Raw genomic sequence first — 24,511 nt, forward strand, 5'->3', positions numbered from 1 at the left:
TCGACGCCGGAAGTACAGCAATTGGTAATACGGTTGATTTTAACTATGTTACTGCAGCAGACTATAACTCTGATCAAACGATTACTAAAGCCAACTCTTTGAAAGTTACTTCAACGAAGAACTTTAATGTTAAAGTAAAAGCAGGGGGTGCTAATTTCATGAATGGAACCAACTTAATCCCTGTAGATGTTTTAACAATCAAAGCTGCTGCGGCTGCCGGAACAATGGGCGGAACAAAAAGTGCTGTAGTTTTATCTGCAACTGACCAAACTTTAGTTGCAAATGCTCCACTTGGAAGTGCATTAACGTTGAATTTGGACTACACAATCCCTGCAGCGCAATCATCTTCTAATAAAATTTTAGGTAAGCCAGCTGGAACTTATACACAAACAGTAACTTATACCGCAACTGCTTTATAATAAATTTTTTTAGTTTGTAAAGGTTCCTTTAGTTACGTTTTCAGTAGTTTTGGGAATCTTTTATTTTTAAACAATTTACACCATGCGCAAGTTTATTTACCTTTTCATTTTCTTTATCCTCACAGGGTCTTCTTCACTTCTGGCACAAAGTATCTCTATGTCGCCTACACGCTTGTTTTTCACCGGTAATCCGGGAGAAAAAGTGACACAGACAGTCACGCTTCAAAACAGTTCGGATAAGGATTATGTTTTTAATCTCAACTATAAAGATTGGGTTAGAGAAGAAGACGGAAATAAGGTTTATCTTGATGCAGGCAGTTCAAAAACTTCCAATGCCGCTTGGGTGTCCACCTTAGAAAACTCTGTAACAGTTCCAGCGAAAAGTACAAAGGAGATTGTAGTAACCATGCAGATTCCCGCAAACGCATCAAAGTCCGCTGTTACAAACAGTATGTTGTTTTTTACCCAACTTCCTCAGCAGGCAGATCAGGCACGTATTCAAAATGGGATTGGTATTATTACCTTATTTGAGGTTGGACTTCATATCTTTTATACACCGTCTGGAAACCAAACAAAAAGTTTGGATATTACCAATATATCAGAGGTGAGTAATGAGAATGCAGCAAACAGAAAAGTTGCAGTAAGCATCCAGAACGATGGAAATACCATCAATGATGCCACCGTTGAGTTTGAACTCACCGATACAGACAGTGGTAAGGAAATAAAATTACCCGCAATTTCCATTTCCATGCTTCCCAATACCAATCAGGTTGTTCAATTCTCTTTACCAGAGAATATTTCAGGGAACTTTCTTGGCGTGGCTATTATCAAAATGGCAGGATCCAATGATTTACGCATAGGCGAAAAAAACTTTAAATTTTAAAATTAAGTCTTGAAACCACAAAAAAGTATATCGATATCAATCCTAAGAAGAACAATCTTATTTTTTGTATTTGTTCTTCTGCACTTTTCGCTAGCCTTTGCGCAGGAAAAGAAGGATATCGAAATCCGTTTTGAAAATGAAAGTATAGCTGTTGAAAAGGGTTCTACTTTTACTAATTTCCTGGTCATTGAAAATAAAGGTTCTGAAGAAATTACCATTCAGAATATCATGCCTTCGGAAAATTATCCGGGTTTACTTTTCTATCCCAAAAATAGCTTTACCTTAGGTGCGGGTCAGACTAAAAATCTTCCTGTGAAACTGATCGCCAACGTGGATTTTATGAAACTGAGATCCAATGAGATCCAATTCCAGGTTTCATACACCACCACAACGGTCACCAGAACTGAAAGTGCCTCGTTCTTTGTTGAAAAAGACGAGAACAAAAACATTGCGATTTATACGGCAGCATACGAAAATTTCATTAATCCTTCTGCGCCTGACTCCTCAATTCTGCTGACTGTAGAAAACCAAGGTTATAGTAAAAGAACCGTTAAGATTGATTTGCAATCCATTCCTGATGGTTTGGAAATGATGCCAAAACAACAGACCGTATCTCTTGAAGGTTTAGAAAAACAAACAGTTGAGATCAAAATTGTGGTCAGAAAACAGAATACGCTTTTTCCGGAATTTAATATTAATGCAACCGCCACAGACCTGATTAATAACGAAATCGTGGGAAGCAACACGCTACACTTAGTTATTTTATCGAACAACAGACAAATTGCCCGAGGAAACGAAGCGGTGAGCGGAAGTAATTTTGCGGAACTTAGCTATAACGAAAACAGTTCGGGTTTCAATTTTCTTCAATTGAGAGGAAATACAGCGTTTCGAGTGACTGAAAATTTGAAATCACGTTTCAATTTAGGTGCAGATTACTATCATGAAGACGGCCTTTATAACCTGTATGATACCTGGCTGGAACTTGAGAGAAAAAATACAGTATTACGGGTAGGAAATGTTAATAGTAACGATTACGATTACCCGGTTTTCGGGAGAGGTGGTAAAGTTTCTACCAAATTTGGTGATAATAATCAGATTGAAATTCTTGCGTTGGAAAATAATTACAACCTTTCTGGTACTTATTTCCAACAAACACAAGGATCTACGATGGTAGGTGCAAAATATGGTTTTGGGAATTCTAAATCATTCAACGGAAAAGTATCCTATCTATTCGACCATGATCCGCGCTTTAATGTGGATACACAGGTTACGAACGCAGTATCATCATTTTTAATTAACGATAAACATACAATCCGCACTGAGGCAGGTTTGAGCCACGAAAAAGGACTTTCGAACAAAGATGAAAACGTAGGAGCTACAATGGGAGCCAATTATGACGGGAAAATGGGGAAATGGGATATACAATCCGTTAATACCTTTGCCACAAGTAGTTATGCAGGGATCAAAAGGGGATCTTTTTTCTCAAATCAACGTATCGGTCGTCAATTCTCTGCTTCACAGCGTGCTTTTATACAATACCAGAATTCGCAGGTAGATCCTGAGTTCCTGAGTTTCCAGAATGCGCCTATCCAAACTGGGAATACCGCTAATTTGCGTTATTATTTCAACAGTACAGAATCTTTGGGATCAGGTTACCAGTTTTCTTCAAAGAAGTGGAATTTTCTATTGTCTCCAAAGGTGGAAAGGCAAAAAACAGCCAACTTTTACACATCGCAGGAACTTTTCTCTTACCGGATGGAGGCTAACATAAGTACCACATTGGGTGCTCACGGATTGAATTGGTCTGCAGAATATTCTTATTCAAAAGATAAAAATAAAGCCGATTGGTTCAACAGTCTGAAAACAACATTGTCTTACAGGTATAAATCCTTTTCCCTCAACGGAACAGCCCAATGGAACGCGATCACTGTCTTTGATTTAAATTCTTATTACGATGTAGACCGTGATTTCGCCAACTACAATGTATATGCCTCGTATAATTTCCAGATGCTTGGTAATAATCTGATTGGATCTTTTTCAGCCGGAACTTTCTATTCAGAACTTTACAAAAACTTAAACACCAATGTGAGTGGTAATCTGGAATATAAGATTTCGCCTTCCTGGTCTAGCACAGGTTATTTTAATCTTTCAGGATATAAATCTACGGCTGAATATGCAAGCAGTGGGAGTTATTACCAGTTCAGAGTGGGAATTAAAAAATATTTTACTGCAGCAACGGCTCTTGGAAATCATAAAGTGACGTTCCAGCTATTTGAAGATAAAAATTTCAATGGACTTCTGGAAGCGGGTGAATCTGTTCTTGCAAATGAAATAGTGAAACTGGACAATTTTGTTGCACTGACAGATAAAAACGGAAAAGTAGTTTTTCAGAATGTGCCTGAAGGTATTTACACGCTGAAGGTAAACGAAAGTGCTGGTGCACGATTGATGATGGATCCTGTAATTATGGTAGATAAAAATATCAACCGCAAGGTGGGTCTGGTAAAAAACATCATGGTAAGTGGAAAATTAACAGAGATTAAACAAACCTACGATGTTTTGGAAACGGATGTAACCGGAATAGTAGTGTATGCAAAAGGTGAAGATGGCGTGATCCATACCGCTGTGGTTAACCAAAAAAACGAGTTTGAGTTTTTCCTGAAAGATGGAAAATACGACCTCTATATTGAAAATGACAAATACAGCTATACACAACCAAACCAAACTATTCAGGTGACAAAAGAAGGTTACTCAGCAACCGTTATTTTTGAATATAAGAAGAAAGACACAACCATTAAGGTGAAAAAGTTTTAAATTTAGAGATATGAAAACGATGAGTTTTTTTTTAATAGGAATTTTTACCGTGTGCTGTGGATCATCAGTCACGAAAGCTCAGGACGTGTACCTGTCTATCCCTGAAAATAATATTTTTAACAGGGTTGAATTTACCTCAGTACCTACAAGGTTAATGACAAACGCCAATAGAACAAACTGGGATTATACCTTTTTTGGATTAGCGCCAGTAGCTCCAACATTTACCTCTACGTCCGGACCAACTTTTACTCACTCTTCATCATCATTTACTTTACCCAGCTCTAATCTTCTGTGGCAATTAGAAAGTATGGGCGGGCAGCTTCCATCTAACGGATTTTCAGGTTCTTTACCCGGTTTTCAGTCGTTCAGTACAAGTGCTCTAAGATGGTTTGAACCGCCCGGGTCTATTATTTTCGGAGGCGGATTCAACAAGGGAAATATCAATTTTACCTTTAAAATACCAGCTGCTCAATTTGCAGCCAATGCTTACAGAGCCGGGAATTATTCCATGGATATCAGTCAAAATTATAATGATTTCACGCCACGTAATTTTAAAACGATTTTAGTTATTCCTTCATCTATCAGATGGCTCACATCATCTTTAACGAAATATATAGAAATATCTTCTTTGAATGATTATCGCAGTACAAACACGCGGGTATGGGATCTAGGAAATACAGAAATTGCACATACGGTCGATTTTAATTTTTGGGCGAAAGCTGCTTCCAATACTGTTCAATTCACGTCTTCTAAAGGTGTTCCGGGGACCAGAAATATAGCCAGCATTAAATTGGGCAGCAATGGACCTGCTCTCACGACTAAAGCTCTATCAGCCAGTTTTCAGAATTTTTCAGCTGGTAATTTAAATGTTGTAGCAGGAAACAGAAACAGCTTCATCCCAGAGCTTTACGTATCTGCAGATGATTTTAAGAACAATTTTTTTGAAGCCGGAACTTATACATTTGAATTGAACCTTAATGCCAGAAGTACAGATAATTCAATTAACAGTCTTCAAAATACTGCTGTTCAGTTAAAGGTGCTTCCTAGGTCGGAGATTACCATCCCCAGCTCAGGGCGAAATGTAAACTTCAATTTTAATACAGCTGCCCATTACACCAATGGTCAGTCACAAATAATTCCAAACCAAATTATATTGTCCAATAATGAGAGTTTTGAACTGTATGTAAAATCAGACGAAAATTACTTCAAAAAAGGAGGTGTCCAGACGAATATCAATTCCAACATCTTACAAATTGGCGTTGATGGAAGTTCTGTAAATGCTTCTTTATCCAAAACTCCCCAAAAAATACTCTTTAACGGAACACCGGTTTTGGACAGGGAACTGGACGTAAGATACACCATACCACCTGCGGGTGCACAAAGTTTGGTAGGGAAGGAAAATACAACTTACTCTATCAATGTTTATTATAGCTTTACGGCAATTTAACCATACTTTCTAAAAAAACTCTTCCTATGGATCACTTTGATAGCAATAATCAATCGACGGATCAGCGAGATATTGATAAATTAAAGGCATTCGAAAAAAAATATGCTGATGTTTTTGATTTCTTAGTGTTCGCAGCTGCTAAGATGACCGACATGGAACTTTGTACCATGAGTATTAGCTCGGAAGACCAAGTTTATATTATCGCTTCCAGTGATGCTTCCCCTAATCAGATTTATCCTCAGAATCCTCACTTTCTTTTGGATGATCAGACTTCGATTTATGAGTTTAAGAACTCGGAATTTAAATTTCATAGAAGTTATCCCATCCCTGGCCTTGAGGACAATTTTATCGCTCATTTAAATTTATTTGACAGGAAAGAGAAAAATTTAGATAAAGCAGAGAAAGAGTTAGTCGATAAGATACTGAACCAAGCGTCAAAATGGTATTTGGCTAATGCAGTGGATATTACCGAAAGAATAAAGATGGAGAATGAAATCTTAGCGGCAAAAGAATTAGCAGAAAAAGCTTATGTTTTGAAATCGGAGTTCGTAGCCAATATGAGTCATGAGATAAGAACTCCGTTAAATGGTATTATCGGCTTTACAGAACTCCTTCTGGAAACAAACCTCGACGAAACGCAGAGGCAGTATCTGGATATTGTCAACCAATCCGGTGTGTCCCTATACAGTATAATCAACGATATTTTGGATTTTTCAAAATTAGAGAAGCAAAAACTTCAGTTAAACCTTGATAAAGTAGAGATCGAAGAACTGGTTTCAGAAGCCTTCAATATTGTTTCGTACGGTAATAATAAAAAGCACTTAGAAATGCTTATTGATATTGACGATACCATTCCTAGATATATCTGGACTGATGAGATGCGCTTAAAACGGGTTTTGGTCAATCTTTTGAGCAATGCTTTAAAATTTACCGAAGAAGGCGAAATTGTATTATATGTTAAAGTTTTAAATGAATTAGGAGAAGGAAAAAAACTCATCCGATTTGGGGTTCGCGATACAGGTATCGGAATTGATAAGGATAAACAGGCAGAAATTTTCAATGCATTTTCCCAGGAAGATGGCGGTATTACTAAAAGATATGGAGGCACTGGTCTAGGATTAAGGATTTCGAACCAAATCTTAGCACTTGCCGGAAGTACCATAAAATTAGAAAGTGAACAAGGAAAGGGTAGTGATTTTTTCTTTGATATTCAATTTGATACTCAGGAAGAGGAATATGATTTAAGTTTAACCGATATTAAGAAAGTTTTGATTGTGGACGATAATGAAAACAATCGGAAAATCCTGAAAAGAATTTTGGAAAGAAAAAATATCGAAGTTGAGGAATGCGATAGTGGGCTGAAAGCTTTACTTTTAATAATGGACAAACCAGAATTCGATGTGATTATTATGGATTATCATATGCCGATTATGGATGGAATTGAAACTATCAGAAAAATGAGAAATATTTTTCCGGAAACTAGTCATGCAGCACCTTACATTGTTTTGTACAGTTCATCCGATGATAGCAATTTACAGGATGCATGTGAAGAATTGGAAATAGAAAATAGACTTGTAAAACCGATTCGAATGAAACAGATGTATCAGGTTTTGTCTACCTTAAAGAATTCTGAAAATAAAAAATCAGATAAAATAAAAAATGTCACAACGGAAGGTAGTAAACATGATATAAAAATCTTAATTGCTGAAGATAATGCGATCAACCTGCTTCTTACCAAAACTTATTTAAAGGACATTCTTCCTCAAGCTTTGATCATCGATGCAAAAGATGGAGCTGAAGCAGTAGAAAAATATCAAATAGAAAGTCCTGATCTTATTTTAATGGACATTCAAATGCCGCATCTCAATGGCATTGAAGCCACTCGAAAGATAAGAGCAATGGAAAGCAATATTGAAATCCCTATTATTGCGTTAACCGCAGGGAGTCTTCCCGGAGAAAAAGAAAAATGTTTCCAAGCCGGAATGTCTGACTTTTTAACCAAACCTTTATTAAAAAAAACTCTCTCTGATATGATTAAAAAATGGTCAGGAATAGAAATGAAGGGGAAATAATTAGATACCTTTGCACATTGATAATAATTTTATGAATGACCAAATCAACGAACTGCAATTAAAAATAGAAAGACTTGAACAAGAAATCAATTTTAAGAACGGATTAATTTCGATATTGGCTCATGATTCAAAAGAAATATTCGGAAATTTTCTCATGCTTACAGAAGCGGTGGAGCAAAAAACAATAGGAGAGGAAGATTTTTTTAAGTTATTGCCACAAGTAAAAAGTGATGCTCAAAAAAATTTGCAAACCGTTCAGGACAGCACCGCTTGGTTAAAAACGCAATATGGGGAATTTAATATTAAACCTGTGAAAATCATGGTGATGGATCTTTTTCACCATTTAGAAGAAAATTACGCTGCTAAATTAAAAGAAAAAAACATTAAATTTTATTTTAAAGGAGATACCAATTCATACATCCATACCGATCGCGTGTTGCTAGAATATGTTTTAGACAAAATTCTTAACAATGCAGTTAAATATTCTTTGCAGGGGCAAGGTGTTTACCTCCAGTACTTTACAGGCAATAGCGAGGATGTAATTTCCATTGTCGACTTCGGTACAGGAATTGGTGAAAAGTATTTAGAAGGAATATTTAATTATGGCAATCCAGTGTTCAGTGGTACTGCGGGTGAAATAGGAGTAGGGTTAAGTTTAAAAATTGTTAAAAATTTTGTATCCTTGCTGCACGGAAACATAAAAATTATTTCCTCAGAAAATAAAGGTACTACAGTTTCTATCTTTTTACCAAAAATTTAAAGAATGAACAATAAAAAAAAGAACGAGCGAATTATTGTAGCAGATGATCATGGGATCGTCAGAATGGGTTTAATACAAACTATTAAAAAGCTCAGACCCAATGCTATAATTTCTGAAGTAGAAGATTTTAAATCGCTGTATAAAGTAATTTTGAAAGAAGAACTTGACTTGGCAATCATGGACGTCAATATGCCCAATGGTTCTATTCAGGAAGCAATAGATTACATCAAAATTCACAAACCCCAACTAAAAATTCTTATCTTTTCTTCTCAGGATGAAGATTTGTACGCAATCCGTTATTTAAAGATGGGTGCTGATGGATACCTTAGTAAGCAGAGTTCAACTGCAGTAATTGAGACCGCTTTAAGTGCGATACTCACCACTGGTCGATATATTAGTGACGACGTAAAAGAAGCGATTTTTTTAGAATCATTAAATGGTCCAGCAAAAAAAACAACTCTTGAATCTCTCTCAGATCGCGAATTGCAAATTGCTAATAAGCTTGCAGAAGGTATTCCCCTCAAAGAACTTTCCAATCAATTGAATCTCCACTCATCTACGGTTAGCACTTACAAAAACAGGCTGTTTGAGAAGCTGAAAATACGATCCATACCTGAATTGGTAGAGATACTAAGATTATATAATCATTAAACATTTATATTATTTCGAAATAGGAGGTGACCATTTGAGTGGCTTCGTTGATTCCGGCAGTTCCTTTTCCCTGCGCTGATAAAGGGATGGTCATTAATAAAGCCAATGCTGAAATCAGAAGCTTTTTTCTTTGTTTTTCCATAATGTAAACAGATTAAATTATTAGCATTACCCACAGTATGTGTGCTTTGGAGACAAAGGTGTAGGGTATATTGATGTGGAATCAGAGTATGACTTTAGAAGAGTTTACTTGGCTTTAATAGGTTGGGAAGTTTTTTCTTCTCGTGCGTGAAACAGTGAATTACTTAGTGTTTTTATAAAATACTATTTGCAGAGTAAAGAATTTCTTGTGGAGGCAGTTTGAGGCTGAAAAAAATAGCTAATCAACCCTTATTAGTTAAGTTTTATTTTTGAAAGTACATGATTGAAAAATTGAATAAATCATTCTGACAATTTTAATCTTATTTATTCGTTGGCAAAACACTTCTATAAGGATACAGCCAATCTATAATATTAGTCCAATATTTAACAAAATATTATCAATATTGACATAAAAAAAACCTGGCCGAAACCAGGTGAAAACTAATAACCATGAAAACTCAAATTAAACATGAGAATCTTTTCTATTTGAAGCAATAAGAATGCCTAAAAATTCTAAAAAAAATGTAATTATAGTTATATAGTGTTAAAAATAGTTTGAAAATTATTGTTAAGTAAAATTTTCGATATCAAATCCATCAATTCGGTTCCATGTATTTTCTGAACAACACCTGCCGCTTTTTCCTTTTGAGATAATTCTAAATTTTGATGTTTTAAAAATATCTCTATGGAAATTAATTCTTCAAAGGTTACCCCTGTGGCTGAACCGATGTCATTATAGAAAATTTGATATTGACTCCATTCTTCCTCCTCTTCCTCAAAATCTAGAGTACTTCTGAAAACGTCATCTTATTCTTCCTGCGGAATTTGAATGTCAACTGTTTTATCGTTGATTTCTTCTGCAAAGTTACTCGTTGAATGTAATTGTTTTTCAATAGGATGGTATACAGTACTGTTTGTCAATATCTGGCTTCTTATGGATTTAGATTTCCCCATAATGCTTGAATATGGTTTGGGACTATGAGATGTAAATTATTTTTCTGATCTCTATTGAATAGAAAATTTTTCTTTCAACATAAGCACAATAATAATCAGTAGATATGTAATCTTCCCTCACTAAGTACATTTAAATGTAAAGTTTTTTGTAGAATGAAGTTGTCTGCATTATTACAAAGTTGCATCAATCCGGAAAATTAAGAGGATAATACAGAAGCATTTTCCTGTTGCTCCAATTCTATTTTTCTCTGTTTTATAAAATCAGCCGGACGCAAACCATTTATTTCCTGAAAAAGATTAGAGAAATTTGCTCTGGATGCAATTCCGCATTCCTCAGCTAAGCTCTGAACTTTGAGACGTAAATACTGTGGCTGATCAAACATTAGCTGAGTAATATAATTAATCCGTAAAGCAGATATGTATTTGCTGAAATTCATTCCTGTAATATCATTAATATATTGAGAAAGATAGTACTTGTTGGTTTTAAAAGCTTCTGCAAGTTGTTCTATTGTAAGACCACTTTCTGTGAAACCTTTATTTTCTTCAAAAATTTTCAATTTTGTCTGAATATCCAAAAAGACTTCTTCACTCAAAGTATTTTTTGATTGTAGAGATATATTTTTATAAGGAATATCAACCAGCTGTAAATTCTGCTGCAGTTTTACTTCAAGTTCAGCATATTTTATTTTGATTTCCTTAGTGTGGTTATAGTACGACCTTATTCTTACAGATAAAATAATAACAGCTAATACCAATATAATAATAGCTCCGATTCCCCATCTGCTTTTAGCTTCTAATTTGGATTTCGCTTCTGATAGAATTTCATTGTCATAACCCCTGTGAATTTTTGAAGATAAATTGGGAAAGTCTTTCTTCAAAATATTATCTACTTTAAGCAAATCTTTTGTGTACGATAATTCCTTGTTCTCATTTTTATTTTTTTGATGGTAATAGATCAGCAGTTCATAATTTTCCTGTAACTCAGGAAAAAAGAATTCCCTTTTTTTAAATATGGAATCGACTTTTTCAAACTGCTTTACAGCTTGATTTTCTTTTCCTGTTTTTAACAGACTCTTGCCAATGTAGAATTCAGCAACGGAAATCCAATATACTTCATCATTTTTTAACAGTACCGGCAATGAATGACTAAGGTTTTCGATTGATGATCCGTATCTCTTAAAATAATAGTCGGAAATACCTCTGCTCTTTAAAAAATAAGTTTTTTCTTTAACGAAGTCCTCAGACTGTCCTGTGAATCGCATTCCGACGACAGTTAAGGAATCAGCAGTTTTATAATTTTTAAGATGCTGATAACACACTATTGCCTGATGAAGACTGTTTAAATAACCCTTAGTGTCATTATAAATCTGGCTTGGATAACTTTTTTCATTGGTTTTTGGCTCAAAATAGGATATACATTCATTAAAATGAGCAACGGCTTCATGATAATATCCAAGATAACTTTTTACTAAACCCATTTGGTATATCACCTTAAATCTCAAATATTCATTTTCTATATTTTTTGAATAATGATATGCTTTCAGAGATTCGTCCAAAGCCGCATTGTAGTTTTTAAAATAAAAATAATAAATACTGCCTTTATACAAATGCGCTGAAGACATCAATTCATGATCTTCGGATTTTTGTGCTGCAGTAACAGCACTGTCTGCATACTGTAATTTTATTTTTTTTTCAGAGGAATAATAGGAGTAGTCCTCGTAGCCTTGTTTGAGTTCAGCAAAGTTCTTTTCCTGTCGGGCTTTCGTTATATACCTGGCGACATAAGGTAAAGCTCCCTTATCATTCTTTTCATAGCTATCATAGACGTTTCTCAGCTCCTCATAAATACTTTGCCCATTTACTTTCCCATAAGAAAAGATTAAAAAGAAACAAAATAGACTAAAAATCCATTTTTTTATTAACATTCGGCCTTTATCATATTTTGTGAAAGTTCAAAAATAATTAAAATCATTTATAATTTTAAAAAAAAGAGCAGGTATATTAAAAAAAATAAAAATATTTAAATATTTTGTTTTCAGGCATTTAAATGTATTAAAATAGAAAGTTTCCAAATTGGTACGTTACGATTTAGCAGTTTTTCATATTGAAACATACTTGTTTTGTTAAATAACATTACTGCAGATAAATTTGTTTTCAGAATTCAGACAGATAATCCTGGTACCGGGATAAACTTCAAAAGCAAAAAAAATGAAAAAGTTTATCTCTTTATTGGCAATTAATGCCATTATATTTTCAGTAACAAGCTGTAGAGAAGCGGAAGAATTGACTTCGGTTACAGAGTCTAACTTTTCTACAGAAGTATACAAAAAAACAAATACTTTAAATGTGGAGCAAAAGGCAAAATCACAAGATAGCCTTACTGTCGGAAAGGATGAAAAACATCCACCACCAAAAGATAAGTTTGAGTGGTAGAAGCATTTCAAATGCTATTAGGTTTGAGAAATAGTATTCAAGTTATTAGGAACATGTGATGGCTTAATCCATCTTTGAATGTGGTCAGAAGATTTATCATTCTATTGAATTTTGTAGTGGCCAATGCAAATGATATAGATTTTAAATAAATTAAAATTTTTAACCATGAGCAAGGTAAAAGTTCCCGGCTTTGCTTCTTAAAAACAATAGGGAATGCCAAATTTTTATTATGAAAAAAGTAATTTTATTAGCAAGCGGAGTTGTTGTTATGTCGCTTATGTCATTTACTGGAAACAAAAATGAAGACATCATTGAGGTTAAAGGAAATGTGATCACAGTTAAAGACACAAGAAAAATTTCAAAGAAAGACATGAAATTTTTAAGTGAAAAAATTGCGGGATGGACATATTGTGATAGATATTCTTCATCAAGAACTTGTGAGACTAAGAACAGAACTTTTCCAAATGCAGTTGCGGAAAGAGCTGAAGTTGAAAAAGTTATTGCAAAATATCAGTAAAATGTAAATTGAAGAGTTGGGCTGACTTTTCAGTCCAACTTTTCTTTTTGAAAAACTTGTAATTATGAAAAGAATATACATTGAAGCGTCTGTTTATATCCTGATTATTATAAAAGTAATTTTAATGGGTATAACTTCGACCTGTTCTGCATTCTGTGAATTTTACAAGTATGAAGAACCAGACATAATTAAAACGCTGTCTCCCCAAAAAGGTTATGAAAACACTTTGACATCATACTTGGGATTTGATACTGGTTATGGTTTTTTCGCCCCAAATGTATCAAGCAATTTCATAATATTAAGTACTGATAAAAAAGAAAATAAAACATATTATTCTTCAGATTTACTTGAAACAACCGAAGGAAAATTAAGATTTTTAAGCGTCAATGATATTTTTCTTAAAAACATAGCCGACGACAAAGAAAAAATAAAAGTAAATCACATTGTTTTAAAACAGATCAATAAATATTTTGAAAAAAAATACAATTCAGAATTTGAAACATTTGTTTACTTATATGACTATCCAAGCCTAAAAGATTTTAAAAAAAATAATGATGAAAATTTAATTAAAGTTGATAGTATAAAATGAATAAAATCCTTGCCTTCGCCAATCAAAAATTCTCTGAGAATTTTGTCGTTTTCTTTAGAATTGCAATAGGGCTGATTGTTATGCTTCATTTTTTATCCTGCTGGCAGGATTTTGAATTATTATATACCGATAAAAGCATTGTACCAACAGACCTACAGAATTTATATGGGAAATATAACATTATCACAATTGACGACATTTTAGCCTTTTTAAATAAATTTTTCTCCTATCACCTTTCAATATTAATTTTTAAGATTCTGTACGTTGTTTTGTCTGTAAGTATAATACTAGGTTTTTTTAGCAGAATAAGTTCCCTGTTACTTATCATATTACAGATATCTTTCATTAAGTATGGTACACTTCTACATTACGGTGCAGATTTTTTTACAACGATGTCATTATTCTATATTTTTATTTTTCCGACAAGTTCTTATTATTCTTTGCAAAAAAAATATTTTCCAGGCTCGTTAAAATTTATACCGGATCAATCATTATCTCTTTGTAAAAGATTAATTCAGGCTCATTTATGTATTGCTTATTTCTTCTCAGGATTTGATAAAATATTAGGTTTTAACTGGTGGAATGGAGAGTCAGTATGGAAGGCTGTGCATTTACCTAATTTTAATCATTTTGTAGATTTAGGTACTTATGTCTCTCATCCTTTATTTTATACACTGGTAGGATGGTGCACAATACTGACCGAAATACTTTATCCCGTATTTATTAACATGAATCGTACGAGAAAAATCTGGCTTTGCCTGACCATAGGAATGCATGTAGGAATAATTATTTGTTTTAATCTATTCTTTTTCTCAGCTATTATGATCACCTGGAATTTAACTTCTTATTATTTTGATTATTATGAAGACAAAAACAACTAAAAATATATTATTAATCTTTTTACTTGCAACAAACTCATTATTTTTTGCACAGTATAAAGTGATCTATGAAATGAAATGGAAAGCAGACAAAAAAGATTCAAATTTTAACAAGGAACTTTGTGCTTTGGTTATTAATAAAGAAAATACAGCCTCCTTTCAGTCTTTGGAAAATTTCAGAAGAGATTCTTTACAAACTACTATTGTTAAGGAGTATTTTAAAAACCAAAAAGGTAACCTGCGGTTGCCTGATGACAGAACTGATGCCAAATTTTCATCCATAATTATTAAAGACAGAGCAAATAAAAGTATTTCTTTAGAAGAGAAGCTGTTTACTAATGTCTATATAACCAACTGTTACCAATCCCTTAACTGGAAATTGTTAAACAGTACTGAACCGAAAATTTTTGGATATTCTGTTAAAAGAGCAAAACTAAATTTTGGTGGTAGAAATTGGACAGCTTTTTACACCACAGAAATTCCATTTCCTGAAGGTCCCTATAAATTTGGAGGGCTTCCAGGGCTTATTTTAAAAATATATGATGATGAATTGGATTACACTTTTGAAATTAAGGGAGTCACAAAAGAAGTTAATAATCTTGAAGAAAGAAATTTCAGTTATAACACTGTGAATCTTACTTATAAAAAATGGAGTTTGTTTTGGAGTAAATATAAAAACCAGCCTTCAATGATTTTTGAAAATTTGAATACTGCAGAGACTACATTTGTTATTGACGGACAGGATGTGAATAATAAGGACGTAAAAGCTTCTTATGATAAAAGAGAGAAAATAAGATTAGGTTATTTTGATAATCCCATAGAGATAACCCCCTCGTGTAAATGATTTGTTGTAAAATGAAAATCTACTATGACAATTATTGTCCAAACTGTACACGATTTGCTCAACAGATCTCTAAATTGGATTGGTTGAAAGTTATTGAAATAAAACAATTACGCAATCTTCAGCACATTAACGAAGCGTTTGGAATTGATAAAACTCTCGCAGAAAAACAGATGGCATCTTACAATGGACAGTGGAATTATGGTTACAAAACCTTGTTTCTAATCTTTTTAAGAATACCGATCTGTTGGTTTTTTATACCTCTGTTTTGGTTGCTGGATTTATCTCAACTGGGTCAGTATCTATACCTTCATCTTGCAGTAAACAGACAGATCATACCGTTTCATTGTTCAGAGGACAGTTGCGAAGTAAAATATAAGTAATGGACGGAATATTAATGAATCTGATTGCGATGTTGATAGAGTTTCTTCCTTATCGCTAAGAAACTAATTTTTTTAAAACACTTATCTATTATAAATGAAAGAGCCTTTCTTTAGAGGGAGGCTTCTTTACTTATCAAAATAAATCAACAATGAAAGATGATCAAATAAGGGTTTCCTTTTTAACTTTAAAAGTTATTGTAGAAAAAGCTTTATCTGATTATCTGTGAAGTTGCTAACTTTGTTAGGACACAATTCTTATACTCTTTAACTTTAAGAGTATGAAAAAGATCAGAAAAAATTACAGTTTAGAGTTTAAGATCCAAGCAGTATCCTTAAGTGAACAGCGAGGCAATGTATCCTTAGTAGCTCAAGAATTGGGGATTTGCAAAGAAAGTTTAGTTAATTGGAGAAAGCTTCACAAAGAAGGTAAGCTTACAAAGGAAAAACAAATTCCCTCCAATCCCATAAGAGAAGAGCTGTTGAGACTTTGCAAGGAGCTTGAAGAAGCAAGGCTAGAACGTGACATCTTAAAAAAGGCGGTAGGCATCTTCTCCAAGAGAGACGGGTAAGATATAAATTTATCAAAGAACACGCTAATGTGTTTCCTGTCGGGAAGATGTGTGAGGTATTAAAGGTGAGCAGGAGCAGCTTCTATCATTGGAAGAAAGGGAAATCTACCAAACGAGCAGAAAGAAGAGCTATTTTATCTTCAGAAATCTTCAGTATTTATCATTGGAGTCGTGGCTGATATTGAAGTCCGCGAATAACCAGAGAACTGGAAGCAAAGGGAATGAGAACCTCACGTCCTTTTGTTGCCAAACTGATGAGAGAACGTGACCTTAGAAGTATCGTGAAGAAAAAAATTAAGAAAACCACCAACTCTTCTCACCGATACGCTGTTGTAAAGAATTATCTGAATCAAAATTTTCAGGTTAAAAATAGCAAAGAGGTCTGGGTGTCTAATATTACCTATATCCGTACAGGTCAAGGTTGGCTGTACCTCACGACGGTCATTGATCTGTTTGACAGAAAGGTTATAGGCTGGTCATTGAGTGAGACGATGAAGACTCAAGATACAAGTATTGCTGCCTTGAAAATGGCACGACTTCACCGTCCTTTACAATAGCATGACAATTTAATTTTCTATTCAGACAGAGGGATACAGTATGCGTGCACAGAATTTACGTCAATAGTCGGAAAAAACATTACCCGAAGTATGAGTGGAAAAGGAAATTGCTATAACAATGCTGTAGCGGAGAGTTTTTTTAAAACTCTGAAAATAGAGCTTGTCTATCAAAATAAATATGAAACTAGAGATCAAGCCAAAAACTCTGTGTTTGAATATATAGAAACATTTTACAACACCCAGAGAAGGCATTGAGCATTAGGAAATTTAACCATAAGAGAGTATCAAAATTTAATGTCTAATCAATCTAAAAATGTAGCATAAAGAGTATATAAATTTTGTCTCAAAAATAGTTGCAAGTTCATTGGAGCGTTAGTAATTTGTTGTATATATTGAAATTTGTTATCCTCTCGCTATTGCAGATTGCAATCCTGCGTTGTTTCTTTCTCTTATCAGCTAACTCTTAAAGATTTTATGATCTTAGTTTTAAAATTTAAAATTTTGTTTAAAATATAAACATTTATATAAAAAGACCATTCTCAAAATTTTGAAAACGGTCTTTTTATAATGATTAATCGTAGAACAATTTTACAGTTTCATGTGGGCTTATTAATCATTTTTTAATTTAAACTATAATTATATGTCACATTAGCCCAAAAAACTTCATCCCCAATTTGAGTCATATTACTTGGGCTACTAAATGTGGATGAAGGGAAAATATTGCTGTAGTTAGCAATTCCAAACCCTGTTGTTTTTGAAACAAACAAAGATTGAGAATTATCTGCAGGTACTTTTTTCACATATTTAAATACTCTTTTTATTTTCAAAGAAGATGTATTTTTATCAAAATTTCCCAAGTATTCAGTATTATTGTTTTCTTTGATGAAAACAGAATCCTGCTTTAACGAAATATTGTATTTCAGATCTGCAGTTGTTTCCGTAATTAATTTCAAACTCATCTCTTCAAGATTAATTTCTACTTTTTTCCATGAAGGTTCCTTGTAAAGAGTCCAATAATTCTGAATATAACTTTCATTAACATTCATTGAGTTGCCTGAAGGTCCTTTAAATAAATTTATATTATTTACAATATAATTTTTAAAGGACAGACTAAGCTTTGAAGAGGAAACTGGAGGATTTGTCGTAGCTTCATTATCATCATTTCCACACGCCATACATGTGAAAACTGCAATTATTAAATACAAATATATTTTCATAGGATAAAATTAATCAATTATAATATATGTATTGTTAGTACTTGGAAGCAATTTATAAGTGTAGTCTTCATTGTAGTTAGCTACAAATTCACACGGAAATCTTCCTCTTGGTACACAGACGCCATCAACGCGATAGTATGGCTGATTAGGAATACTCATTCCCGTATTTAAGCCTGCATTCTGAAGTGTGATTTGTTCTACAGTTTCTGTATAATTCCAACTATTAGAAGTTGGTCCACCACCTTTGACTCCCTTTTTTAATTTCTTTTCAATAGTAAACTTAATACTTGGAGGCGCTATCATGTTAGTATGACTATGGCTGGAATAAAAATAAAGCTTTAGATCTACATTTTTATTACGTCCACTGCTTACCATATTCTCATGTGCCATACGTACGTATACGGGAGGTTTTCTGATGTCATATTTAAACGTTGTCTTTACTTGGGAATTATCATTTAAATAAGAATATGAACAAAAGATTGGTACTCCCGGTTGACTTTTAGAAAATGATCCTTTGGCCACATGATTTACAAATGATTGATATCCCTGGAATGACTGTACTGCCGTCACACCACTTCCTCCAATTAGATAAAGGTTAAAATCTGCCCCATCAAGAAAGTTTTTCTCTTCTTGAGTAAGTGTGCTTTGTCCATTAACAAATAATTTACTAAAGCTTTCGTTCAAAATAGTTCTTGCCGTCTCAGTAAGCTCATTTGTTTCAATAGAAAGTACTCCCATACGTCCATAAGATATTGAACTTACATATACCGGTTCAACACCTCCGGTATCTAAATTGATATCATTGACCAAAGAACCATTGGGAAGATCCATATCTAAGGTAAAAGATGTTTGATAAAACTTAACATAAAAACCGGTTCTCTTTGAAATCATTCCCTCTTCAATATTTGTGGATGATGAATTTTTCCCAAAAAGTGATCTTGTATTTACGTTTGAACCAAATGCAACCTTCAATTCGTCATAAGATGTAAATTGTTCAATACTATAACTTAATGTTCCATTCTGAGTAAAGTCAGCTGTCTGAAGATAGTCCTGCACGAACTGTCTGGTAGCCGAAAGAGAAGGATTATTCATAGTGAAAGCCGTTTTCTTATTAATTGCAGGAATCGACAGAGAGACGGTTACTGGCTTTACTGAAGCAGTAATAGGTTTAAAATCCAAGTTTTGAATTGAATTACCTTTTAAAAGCGATCCTGGAAAAATATACATTGCTAAATTAGGAAGAACTACAGATTGTGAAGATTCGAATTCCTTTGTTTCAGTAAATTCTTCTTCATCTGTTTTTTCAAAGATAGAATTTGTCTTATTGCTTTTGTTCTTTAAAAACGACGGGTATGTACCGTATGATGTTATATCAATAACCTGTTGTGAAGCTCTTTCCAAAACATGTTCACTATCTCGGTTCAGAGAATCTGTTGCACAACTTTGTAAGGCAGCCATTGAGACTGCCATTACACATAAAAATTTTTTCATTAATCTTTTTCTACTGTAAATGTGGTATAATATACAGAGTTGTCTCCTGCATGAGAAGCTGAGAAATAAATAGGCACTCCAGGAGCTTGAGCAGTAAACTGTCCTCCGCTAACAATAAAATTGATAAAACCTTCATAGCCGGTAACAACCTGTACTGCATCAGATCCCACTCCTCCTAAGATGTAAACTGTCAGATCAGATTCTTCAAGAATTTTTTTACTTTGAACATCAATACTCAAAGATCCGTTAACCATTTTTGCGTTTAAGGCTGCCTTTAATGCAAAAGCTGTTTCGTTATATGAATAGTCTGATTCCAATGATATCACTCCTAATCTTCCGTATGTAATTGAATTGATATAAACCGGATTATTCGGTGTAGCAAGACCTAAATCTGATTCATTTTTAAAAATATTCCCGTTATCAGGTATATCCATATCAATAGTAAAATTCTTCTGTGTGAACTTAGCAAATATTCCGGTATTTTTTTTAACCTTATTATTACTTCCACTAATATCAATATTAAAAATTCCTCCGATGTTTACATTTGCTCCAAAAGCAATCTTTAATTCACTGTAATAAGAAAACTGCTTAATATTGTAGTCGAATGAAAGAATTTGCTGACCGCTGAAATTAGCATCATTCATTGCTTTAAATATCGAAGCTCTCATACTTGAAAGTGAAGGCTTTTGAATTTGATCAACGACATAAGCTGAAGGAAAAGAATAGGAAACGGTGATCGGTTTTGTAGGATAAGTGATCGGCGTGTAAGAGAGGTTATCTAAAGTTGTCGAATTGTAAACGCCTCCGATAAATGTTTTATTGGGTGCAGTTACAACCATTTGATCACTATTCAAAGTTACAGTACTTGTTTTTGCGTTGGATGTAACCATCTTTCCATCTACAGAAACTTCATCGTAATTTAAATTTTTTGAAGGTAAGACAACTACCGGATTAATACCCCTAGAAGATGAATTTTTTATCACTTCATTTTGAAATTTCTGATTAGCTTCAGAATTTAGATCATCGTTACAAGATGTAACGGACAAGCTTAAAAGGCCTACTAGAGCTAGTGGCATCATAATTTTTTTCATAATAATATTTCCTTTTGGAGCGACAAATGTATATTTTAAATGTAAACCACACAAGCAAAAAAGCCCTTAACATCACTGAGGGGTGATTGTTAAATTGTGAATTTTAGACAGATTTCAATTGGCGAATAAAGAATTGACAAATTTTACAAACGAAAAGACAAGTCGCTGTTTTAATTTTCTAAAAACCATTAAAAAATAAATATTTTAAAATAATTTAGGTTCACCATAAACCGAGAAAATTCTAGGTTTTAAAGATGTTTCAACGGCTATGATTTAACATTAGGTATATGATGTGTTTTTTTTGAAATACCAATCGAATTAATAAAAATTTATAAGCTTTATTGTAGACCATATAGTATGAATCTAAATATTTATTCTAAGGTTTTGTGAACCATAAGTATAAAAAAACACCTTTTTTTGCGAGGCTTTCTTAAATTTGATTGCCGTTTTGTTATGGTCATCATTGACCTCAGATACCATTTCTTTCATAGAGACATTTGCTGTCTCTTTATCGGCAAGGTTTAAACTGTCTTTTAAAAGGGTGTACTTATCCATGTAGAACTTTGATTGTTCCTTCTCTCCGGTTTCTAAATAAAAACTGGCCAAGAACTCAAAGGACTCCATTCTATGATAAGGGTCAGGATATTGTTTTTCTATTTCCAATGCACGTTTAGAAAAGTCGATAGATTTTATATACTCTTTCTTTTCCAGATATAGCCAGCTCATTTGATTTAGCATCATAATTCTATTATCAACTGGCGTTTTATACTTCTTATTTTCATAGATAGCAAATGCCTTTCGAAGATGTTTTTCTGCTTTTTCCAAATTTCCATTGTCTGCTCGTTCAAGATATAAGATTCCAAGACGCAAATTAGTGAATGAGTCAGAATAAAAATGCCCTTAAGCACTAAACTAATTCCTAAGACATTACTGATTTTTCTTTTTTAAGGGTTTCAATAAAGTAGGAAGGGTTAATCCCCGTAATCTTTTTAAACTCAAGAGTAAATGAAACACGAGAGGCAAACCCGGAAACCTCGGCAAGGTAACTTATTTTATATTCCCTATATCTAGGGTCATTGTAGAGCAAATTCATAATGTAGTCAATTCTCAAATCATTGATATATTGGCTAAAAGATTTTCCCTTATGTTGCTTTAGTATTTCAGAAAGATATTTAGAGTTGGTATTCAGATAGTTTGTTAGATATGCAAAATTAATCTCCTGCTTCGTAAACTTATTGGATTTTTCAAATTTTTCCAGTTTAGATAGCAAGGCTACAACAGTTTCGTCTGCAATCTGTATAGACTTTTGAGGTGCTTTTTCAGCTGATTCATTTTCATTACTATTAGTTTCAATCTGCTCTTTTGGTTCTTCAAGTTTTTTGATTACCAGTTCATATTTTTGATGAAGTCTTTTTTCCCTTCTGGACCAGAGTAATATGCCTAATGTTATCAATAAAACAAACACCACGATGAGGATGTTCAATTTTATATCTATCATCTTTTCCTTTTCAGAGATGATTTGCTTTATTGGCTTTTCCACAGCTTTCTTTTCTGCAGAATTAATACTGTCATTAATTTTTGTAAAAAGTCCAAGGTATTTGGTAGAAGCTTCCGGCTCTCCCAATCTAATATAAGCTTTGGCCAGTACCATATAAGTTACTCTTCTGTTATAGATCATTCTGTTGCTTTTTTCCATAGCAAGTGCACTTTCACCGTATTGTACAGCTTTTTTGTATTCTTTTTTCCGCAGATATAACTCTGTAAGTGCAGCAAACAAATCTATTTGGGTGCTTTTATCAATATCGAATTTACTCTTTTCAATAATACCCAAAGCTTTGGTCATATAAGCTTCTGCAAGACTTTCATTTCTTAATGGATTTTTGGAATCAAAGTAGAAGATTCCCACATTCATATTACAGGAGATTATCATATCTTCTTTTTTTTGTAAAGAAACGCTAGCTGTATTGCCTTTGACCTTTTTTATTTCCTCCAGTGCTTTTTTCAGATAATACAAAGATTTTTTAGAATTATCTTGGTAGAAAACACCCATATTATAGTACGCAAGCGATAGATTATAGAATTTCTGATCCTCATCTGGAATTAGATTGGCGTATTTTACAGAAAGATTGTATTCTTCTGCTGCTTTATCATTTAAACCTAAATTTTCATAAGCAATAGCGCGGGTTTTACAAAGGGTGGAAAGTACTTTATAATCTTTTAATTTTAATGCCAGCTTTTCTAACTCCAGACTGGATTCAATCACCTTTTCATTGTTGGATTGCTCTGCGTAGAAAACCAGAAGCTCTTGTCTTCCCGTAATGGTTCCCTTATCATAGCCTGCAGCTTCTGACAAGTCAATAGCCTTTTGCAGCGTTGCAACTACATCATCGTATTTATCTTGTTGATTTAATTTTTTTACTTTATCTAATAAGATATCAACCTTCTTTTCCGTACCAATAGCATCCTGTGCGTTGGCTGGCAGGAATAATAAAAACAATAAAAATAATAGAAATCGATGCATTGTGTTTTTTTTAAAGGCGTGAATTTATAAATTATTGTTTTTAGTTCTATAATTCTCTTGTTATTAATTACAGAATTACATATGTCTATAAAAAATTATAATGATTTGATTTTAAATGTAATATGTTTCTTTTTTCTTCTTTTTTTTTAATCCAATTCTAACCTGAGTTTTAACTAAAAATTCACACAAAATAGTGTTCATAATTCCAGAAAACCAAACATCTATTTCTTTTGAGCCTCATTATATACCTGTAAAATTGCAGCCAGTATAGAAACGGAAATTTCAACAAAGATATTCTTCAAAGCAATTTCCTGCTATATTTTTATAAGAAGCTTAACAAAAGACTTCAGGAAACAAATATCACAAATAATTCTTTAAAAATACAAATAGTTAATAATAACAAAAGCTCAAGTGATGAGAAAAATTATAAAAGATATTAGAATTTTTCCTGTAGACTCTACAGGAAGATTTCTATGTTTTTTTGCTTTCCTTTTCTCATTTTCTGTATTTGCCGATGATGGGAGTGAGATTCCTCCTAATAAAGATAGTATGCAATATCATTCTTCTGTCAATATATACATTGCAGAAGGTACTGTGGTTTTCAATAGCGCGGAAATTATTATTCCAGACAAGCACATTGTCTCAAGAAAAAAAGAGAAGCCTACGCCTGCACGCTCCAAAATCTTTGTCAAAAAAAAGGAAAATCTGCAAACTATAAAAGCGGAAGAACCAAAAGCCATGTTTCAGGCATTACCATTTACGCCAAGTAGCTTTTTCAGTACCGGTGTTGGAAAAAATACTATGATATTGCCGCTGACGCAGAACTATAAAGCTTCATTGGCTATTAATAATAAAAACACAATTTCATATTTAAATTCAGGGGAAGATTGCGGGACAACATTCCAATCCTCCCTTTTTCACACTCTGGAAATAATACCTGGTGCCATTTGCACCCGGCCTCCGCCTGTTTTTCTGTAAATAAAATTGTTCTTTGTGTCACTATAGTCTTAAAATTGATTTGAGATACATTGACAAACCAATACAATTGGTCATAGATGCGAACAGTATTTTGTATTTGCTACGAAATCTACTTTTTCTTCTGATATGATGATTAAAACACAAAACAAATAAAACACAAATGATGAATTTCCCTTCTTTTTATGAGAAAAGCAGCTAACTAAGTTAAGCCGCTTATATCCTGACCCACATTCTTAGGGTTACGACACTTACTCAATCTTAAAGTTTGAGATGTAACTATCTCTCTGTTCAAACGCTACACGACT

Annotated in this window: 22 protein-coding genes and 1 pseudogene; 15 read left to right on the top strand and 8 right to left on the bottom strand. The window is 33.4% G+C overall.

From position 1 onward, the window contains the following. The 7 genes from MQX03_RS15225 to MQX03_RS15255 form a co-directional block, all read left to right on the top strand. On the top strand, nucleotides 1-419 hold a 419-nt coding region (locus MQX03_RS15225), incomplete at its 5' end, for a peptidoglycan-binding protein LysM (RefSeq protein ID WP_242804069.1). An 82-nt stretch (nucleotides 420-501) separates the two neighbouring features. After that, nucleotides 502-1,302, top strand: a complete 801-nt coding sequence (locus tag MQX03_RS15230; RefSeq protein WP_242804071.1) for a fimbrial biogenesis chaperone — start codon at nucleotides 502-504, stop codon at nucleotides 1,300-1,302. A gap of 9 nt (nucleotides 1,303-1,311) precedes the next feature. Beyond that, entirely contained in the window at nucleotides 1,312-4,116 is a 2,805-nt protein-coding gene (locus MQX03_RS15235) for a fimbria/pilus outer membrane usher protein (protein ID WP_242804073.1), read from the top strand. Between the two features lie 19 nt (nucleotides 4,117-4,135). Continuing rightward, nucleotides 4,136-5,563, top strand: coding sequence for a hypothetical protein (locus tag MQX03_RS15240; protein ID WP_242804074.1), 1,428 nt, complete (start codon nucleotides 4,136-4,138; stop codon nucleotides 5,561-5,563). Between the two features lie 26 nt (nucleotides 5,564-5,589). Further along, the gene (locus MQX03_RS15245) at nucleotides 5,590-7,635 is read left to right on the top strand and encodes a response regulator (RefSeq protein WP_242804075.1); all 2,046 of its coding nucleotides are present in this window, start codon (nucleotides 5,590-5,592) and stop codon (nucleotides 7,633-7,635) included. A gap of 154 nt (nucleotides 7,636-7,789) precedes the next feature. Further along, on the top strand, nucleotides 7,790-8,395 hold the full coding sequence (locus MQX03_RS15250; protein WP_242804076.1) for a sensor histidine kinase: 606 nt from the start codon (nucleotides 7,790-7,792) through the stop codon (nucleotides 8,393-8,395). 3 nt (nucleotides 8,396-8,398) lie between these two features. After that, the gene (locus tag MQX03_RS15255; RefSeq protein ID WP_262916943.1) at nucleotides 8,399-9,046 is read left to right on the top strand and encodes a response regulator; all 648 of its coding nucleotides are present in this window, start codon (nucleotides 8,399-8,401) and stop codon (nucleotides 9,044-9,046) included. 4 nt (nucleotides 9,047-9,050) lie between these two features. Here the strand turns inward: MQX03_RS15255 and MQX03_RS15260 are convergent, their stop codons facing one another. From MQX03_RS15260 to MQX03_RS15270, 3 genes are all read right to left on the bottom strand, one after another. After that, nucleotides 9,051-9,188: a hypothetical protein gene (locus tag MQX03_RS15260; protein ID WP_242804078.1), complete on the bottom strand. Its 138-nt coding sequence runs from the start codon at nucleotides 9,186-9,188 to the stop codon at nucleotides 9,051-9,053. A gap of 806 nt (nucleotides 9,189-9,994) precedes the next feature. Beyond that, a complete protein-coding gene (locus MQX03_RS15265; RefSeq protein WP_242804079.1) occupies nucleotides 9,995-10,141 on the bottom strand; it encodes a hypothetical protein in 147 nt (48 codons plus the stop codon). 197 nt (nucleotides 10,142-10,338) lie between these two features. Continuing rightward, complete coding sequence (locus MQX03_RS15270) at nucleotides 10,339-12,066, bottom strand: helix-turn-helix domain-containing protein (RefSeq protein WP_242804080.1); 1,728 nt, start codon at nucleotides 12,064-12,066, stop codon at nucleotides 10,339-10,341. 283 nt (nucleotides 12,067-12,349) lie between these two features. On the opposite strand from MQX03_RS15270, the gene MQX03_RS15275 reads away from it, so the two are divergent. From MQX03_RS15275 to MQX03_RS15305, 7 genes and pseudogenes are all read left to right on the top strand, one after another. Then, complete coding sequence (locus MQX03_RS15275; protein ID WP_242804081.1) at nucleotides 12,350-12,574, top strand: hypothetical protein; 225 nt, start codon at nucleotides 12,350-12,352, stop codon at nucleotides 12,572-12,574. A gap of 229 nt (nucleotides 12,575-12,803) precedes the next feature. Further along, entirely contained in the window at nucleotides 12,804-13,091 is a 288-nt protein-coding gene (locus MQX03_RS15280; RefSeq protein WP_242804082.1) for a hypothetical protein, read from the top strand. A gap of 64 nt (nucleotides 13,092-13,155) precedes the next feature. After that, nucleotides 13,156-13,680: a hypothetical protein gene (locus MQX03_RS15285; protein WP_242804083.1), complete on the top strand. Its 525-nt coding sequence runs from the start codon at nucleotides 13,156-13,158 to the stop codon at nucleotides 13,678-13,680. Next, nucleotides 13,677-14,561 carry an HTTM domain-containing protein gene (locus MQX03_RS15290; RefSeq protein WP_242804084.1) on the top strand — a complete coding sequence of 295 codons (885 nt, stop codon included), beginning with the start codon at nucleotides 13,677-13,679 and terminating at the stop codon, nucleotides 14,559-14,561. The genes MQX03_RS15285 and MQX03_RS15290 overlap by 4 nt, the downstream gene beginning before the upstream one ends. Further along, on the top strand, nucleotides 14,542-15,402 hold the full coding sequence (locus tag MQX03_RS15295) for a GLPGLI family protein (protein WP_242804085.1): 861 nt from the start codon (nucleotides 14,542-14,544) through the stop codon (nucleotides 15,400-15,402). Before MQX03_RS15290 ends, MQX03_RS15295 begins: the two co-directional genes overlap by 20 nt. Nucleotides 15,403-15,413: 11 nt before the next feature. Continuing rightward, nucleotides 15,414-15,782: a DCC1-like thiol-disulfide oxidoreductase family protein gene (locus MQX03_RS15300; RefSeq protein ID WP_242804086.1), complete on the top strand. Its 369-nt coding sequence runs from the start codon at nucleotides 15,414-15,416 to the stop codon at nucleotides 15,780-15,782. A gap of 278 nt (nucleotides 15,783-16,060) precedes the next feature. Continuing rightward, nucleotides 16,061-17,160: pseudogene (locus MQX03_RS15305) on the top strand (IS3 family transposase); the annotation flags it as partial. A gap of 368 nt (nucleotides 17,161-17,528) precedes the next feature. Here MQX03_RS15305 and MQX03_RS15310 read toward each other — a convergent pair. From MQX03_RS15310 to MQX03_RS15330, 5 genes are all read right to left on the bottom strand, one after another. After that, complete coding sequence (locus MQX03_RS15310) at nucleotides 17,529-18,125, bottom strand: hypothetical protein (RefSeq protein WP_242804087.1); 597 nt, start codon at nucleotides 18,123-18,125, stop codon at nucleotides 17,529-17,531. Nucleotides 18,126-18,134: 9 nt separating this feature from the next. Then, nucleotides 18,135-19,616: a thiol-activated cytolysin family protein gene (locus tag MQX03_RS15315; protein WP_242804088.1), complete on the bottom strand. Its 1,482-nt coding sequence runs from the start codon at nucleotides 19,614-19,616 to the stop codon at nucleotides 18,135-18,137. Continuing rightward, nucleotides 19,616-20,707, bottom strand: coding sequence for a thiol-activated cytolysin family protein (locus tag MQX03_RS15320; protein ID WP_242804089.1), 1,092 nt, complete (start codon nucleotides 20,705-20,707; stop codon nucleotides 19,616-19,618). Before MQX03_RS15320 ends, MQX03_RS15315 begins: the two co-directional genes overlap by 1 nt. 363 nt (nucleotides 20,708-21,070) lie before the next feature. Further along, complete coding sequence (locus tag MQX03_RS15325; RefSeq protein WP_242804090.1) at nucleotides 21,071-21,532, bottom strand: tetratricopeptide repeat protein; 462 nt, start codon at nucleotides 21,530-21,532, stop codon at nucleotides 21,071-21,073. A gap of 94 nt (nucleotides 21,533-21,626) precedes the next feature. Beyond that, the gene (locus MQX03_RS15330) at nucleotides 21,627-23,228 is read right to left on the bottom strand and encodes a response regulator transcription factor (protein WP_242804092.1); all 1,602 of its coding nucleotides are present in this window, start codon (nucleotides 23,226-23,228) and stop codon (nucleotides 21,627-21,629) included. Between the two features lie 414 nt (nucleotides 23,229-23,642). On the opposite strand from MQX03_RS15330, the gene MQX03_RS15335 reads away from it, so the two are divergent. Beyond that, entirely contained in the window at nucleotides 23,643-24,206 is a 564-nt protein-coding gene (locus MQX03_RS15335; protein ID WP_242804093.1) for a hypothetical protein, read from the top strand. Nucleotides 24,207-24,511 lie beyond the last annotated feature (305 nt).

The organism is Chryseobacterium aahli, from assembly GCF_022699665.1.
In the GTDB taxonomy this organism is placed as follows: Bacteria; Bacteroidota; Bacteroidia; order Flavobacteriales; family Weeksellaceae; genus Chryseobacterium; species Chryseobacterium aahli.